Here is a 3,687-nt window from a genome sequence, read left to right as displayed (position 1 = left end):
GGAGCGGCGGCACCGGCCCCGCCGCCGGTGCCGACGACCGCGGCACCGCACGCTCCGGCGCCGGGGACGACGACCGGTCCTCCTCCGCCGGCGCCGAGCAGCCCGGCGGCACCGGCGGCACCGGCGAGACGGACGGCCCCGGCGAGGACCGCTCGGCCGAGGCCCGCCGGCAGGCCGAGGCGCTCTCCACGCTGCTCGGCGAGAGCAGCAGCAGCCGCGAATCGGTGATCTCCGCGGTCGCCGACATCCAGTCCTGCACCGCGCTGAAGGCCGCCGCCGAGACCCTGCGCACCGCCGCCGGCGAGCGCAATGCCCTGGTCACGCGCCTGGACGAGCTGACGCTGGACGCCCTGCCGCAGCATCAGGAGCTCTACGACGCGCTGCACGACGCCTGGACCGCCTCCGCCGAGGCCGACGAGTTCTTCGCCGCCTGGGCGGACGAGGTCCGGCAGCGGAAGAAGAAGATGTGCAGGGGCGGCACGCCCACCGCCACCGGCAATTCCGCCGAGGCGGTCCGGGCCAGCGGCGAGGCCAGCACCGCCAAGGAGCGCGCGGCCGGGCTGTGGAACCCGATCGCCGCCGAGCACGGTCTGCCCGAACGCCAGGCCGCCGATCTCTGACCCGGCCGCCGCCCCGCGGGCCCGCCGCCCCGCCGCCCCGCCAGCCCTCGCGGGCACGTGGAGTGACGGCCGCTCACCCAGAGCGGGGAACGTACGATCGATTGCGTGCAAGCCTCGGACAGCTCTTCCCGCCACGGCCGTCGTTCCCCCACCATGGGCCGCATGCCGCACAACGACATGCCCTGGTGGCGCTGGCGCACCAACGTGCGCTCGGCGCTCCATATGCTCTCCGATCCCGTCTTCCAGCAGGAGCGCTGGGCGGCGGGCGTGCCGGGCTACGGCGACGTGACGGACGCCGTCTACCGCCTGGTCGAGGACACCTGGCTGGACAACTGGTCGGCCGAGAAGTACATCGGCACCGTCTTCCGCGACGCCGAGGAGGCCGCGCTGGTGGACGCCGCCGTCCTGCGTGTGCTGCGCATCCTGCACCAGGTCGGCGCGGACGCCCCGGCGGGGGCCTACTTCCAGCACCCGGGCTGGCCGGAGGCGGTGCAGGCGGCCCGCGAGGCGCATGTCCGGCTGGCCGTCGCGGACGGGGACAGCCCGGATGTGCCGCCGCCCACCCTGGAGCAGCTCGCCACCGCGCTGCACACCTTCTGAATCCGGCCACGGCGCAGCGGACCCCCTCGGGCCCCGGCCGGGTGTCCGTATCGCAGGCAGGGGGCCGGAGGGGCCGGGGGATGTGCCAGGCTAGGAGGCTATGAGTCCCTCGCCGTCGAGTCCCTCCCGCGCCGCCGCCGGCGCCTCCGGCGCAGCCGCCGCGGCCCGCCCGCCGCGGCCCGCGCAGTATCTGCTGACCCTCTCCTGCCCGGACAAACCGGGCATTGTGCACGCCGTGTCCAGCTATCTCTTCATGACCGGCTGCAACATCGAGGACAGCCAGCAGTTCAAGGACCACGACACCGGCCTGTTCTTCATGCGCGTGCACTTCAGCGCGGACGAACCGACGGTGACCCTGGAGAAGCTGCGGGCCAGCTTCGCCGCGGTCGGCGACTCCTTCCGCATGGACTGGCAGCTGCACCGCGCCGAGGAGAAGATGCGGGTGCTGCTGATGGTCAGCAAGTTCGGGCACTGCCTGAACGACCTGCTCTTCCGGACCCGGATCGGCGCGCTGCCGGTGGAGATCGCGGCCGTGGTGTCCAACCACACCGACTTCGCCGAGCTTGCCGCGTCCTACGGCATCCCGTTCCACCACATCCCGGTGACCAGGGACACCAAGTCCGAGGCCGAGGCGCGGCTGCTGCGGATCATCGAGGAGGAGGACGTCGAACTCGTCGTGCTCGCCCGCTACATGCAGGTGCTCTCCGACGACCTGTGCAAGCAGCTTCCCGGCCGGATCATCAACATCCACCACTCCTTCCTGCCGAGCTTCAAGGGCGCCAAGCCGTACCACCAGGCGCACGCCCGCGGGGTGAAGCTGATCGGCGCCACCGCGCACTACGTCACCGCCGAGCTGGACGAGGGGCCGATCATCGAGCAGGAGGTCGAGCGGGTGGGGCACGAGCTCTCCCCGGAGCAGCTGGTGGCGGTCGGGCGCGATGTGGAGTGCCAGGCGCTGGCCCGCGCGGTGAAGTGGCACAGCGAGCGCCGGGTGCTGATCAACGGCCGCCGCACGGTCGTCTTCTCCTGAGCCGCCGGCAGCCGCCACCGCCCCGCGGAGGGCGGGGCGGCGCGGGCCCGGAGCCGGGAGCGCGGGTTCAGAGCCGGGAGAGCGCGGCGGTGGCGAACAGCAGATCGTGCACGATCCGCTCGTCGCCCTCGGTGCCGGCCGCGGCCTCGTCCGGCGAGATCCGGCCGGAGGCCAGCTGGCAGAACGCCACGTCCTCCAGCGCCACCCGGGCCACCGGGTCGGCCGCGGAGACCGGTGAGGTGGGGGAGTCCAGCGGGATGTACCAGTCCCCGCCGCCGCTGCCCTCCACCTCCAGGTGGACGGTACGGCCCGGCTGGCCGACCGGGGCCAGCCGGGGCGGCGAGAGCGCCAGCCCGGCGCGGCGGCGCTCGGCCAGGCTGCCCCGGAGGCGCCGTGCCACCAGATCCACCACCATCCGCAGGTGCGGGCCGCCCGGCGGGCCGTAGGGGTAGTCGATGGCGCGGGCGATGTCGTCCCCGTGCACCCAGCAGGCGAAGGCGCGGTCCAGGAAGGCGTCGGGGAGGGAGAGCGTGCCGCCGTCCAGCAGCTCCGGGATGCGGTACGCCACCTCGACGGCGGTCAGGCCGGGGCCGCCTCCGGTCCGGCCGGCCGCGCGCAGCAGCGCCCGGGTCTGCTCGCGCCACTCCACGCGGGCCTGCTGCGGGGCCACGGCGCGGGCCGGCGCGGCGCTGTGCCACTGCGCCTGGGTGCGCAGGGTGGGGTCCACGGGGGCGGATTCGCCGAGCGGATCGGGCAGCGACAGCGCCCGTGCCAGCAGGCCGTCCACTGCCAGCAGGTGGTCCAGCACCCCGGCCACGGTGGTGCTGTGCTCGGCCATGGCGCCCTCGGCGAACCAGCGCAGCGGCACCTCGGTCCGCCACTCCCCGGCCGCCATGTCGTGCAGCAGGGCGTCCAGCCGCGCGGCCTCGGCATCGAAGGGGGCCGCCCAGGAGGGCAGCGGCAGCCGGGCCGGGCGGCGGTCCAGACACACCTCCAGCACCCGGCCGCGCAGCGCCGGGTCGAGATCCAGGCTGCGCTGCGGCTCCAGCAGCGGCACGGCGTCGCGCAGCCGCAGGGCCTCGTCGGCGCAGGACGCGCAGTCGTTGAGGTGGTCCTCCACGGCGGCGTTCTCGGCCGGGCTGCACGCGCCGAGCGCCCAGGCGCCGAGCAGCGAGGTCAGCGCCTGGTGGGAGAGCGGCGGCGGGGGAGGCACCCCGCCGACGCCGCTGCCGCCGGATGCCGCGGCCTGGGCGGCCGGCGAGCCGGGAGCGGCCTTGCGGAAGCGCGGCTGCGGCACCCGGGCCGGTGCCGCATCACCGCGCTGCGCCCGGTTCCCCGGCTCCGGTCCGCCCCTCACTGCCCCTCACCCCCTCCGGGGGCGGCACCGCCGGCCGGCTCCCCGGCGCCGGTCCGCGGCGCGCGGCGAGCCGCTGCGGA

The 3,687-nt window shown here is 75.5% G+C and carries 3 protein-coding genes and 1 pseudogene; 3 read left to right on the top strand and 1 reads right to left on the bottom strand.

The window, feature by feature from the left end:
* From GQS09_RS27550 to purU, 3 genes and pseudogenes are all read left to right on the top strand, one after another.
* Positions 1-620 (top strand): annotated as a pseudogene (locus GQS09_RS27550) (hypothetical protein); the annotation flags it as partial.
* A gap of 162 nt (positions 621-782) precedes the next feature.
* Positions 783-1,220 carry an SCO4402 family protein gene (locus GQS09_RS27545; RefSeq protein WP_243761865.1) on the top strand — a complete coding sequence of 146 codons (438 nt, stop codon included), beginning with the start codon at positions 783-785 and terminating at the stop codon, positions 1,218-1,220.
* A 100-nt stretch (positions 1,221-1,320) separates the two neighbouring features.
* Positions 1,321-2,250, top strand: a complete 930-nt coding sequence (gene purU, locus GQS09_RS27540) for a formyltetrahydrofolate deformylase (protein WP_165990241.1) — start codon at positions 1,321-1,323, stop codon at positions 2,248-2,250.
* 67 nt (positions 2,251-2,317) lie between these two features.
* Here purU and GQS09_RS27535 read toward each other — a convergent pair whose 3' ends face one another.
* Entirely contained in the window at positions 2,318-3,607 is a 1,290-nt protein-coding gene (locus GQS09_RS27535; RefSeq protein ID WP_313896377.1) for a zf-HC2 domain-containing protein, read from the bottom strand.
* Positions 3,608-3,687 lie beyond the last annotated feature (80 nt).

The organism is Streptomyces sp. YIM 98790 (genome assembly GCF_011421595.1).
Lineage (GTDB): Bacteria > Actinomycetota > Actinomycetes > Streptomycetales > Streptomycetaceae > Streptomyces.
Note: the sequence above shows the minus strand (reverse complement) of the source record. Positions and strands in the feature narration are given on the sequence as shown.

What these genes read in the sequence shown, in the direction of transcription:
- GQS09_RS27545 (WP_243761865.1), top strand. Translation starts at nt 783, where the DNA reads ATGCCGCACAACGACATGCCCTGGTGGCGCTGGCGCACCAACGTGCGC.
- purU (WP_165990241.1), top strand. Translation starts at nt 1,321, where the DNA reads ATGAGTCCCTCGCCGTCGAGTCCCTCCCGCGCCGCCGCCGGCGCCTCC.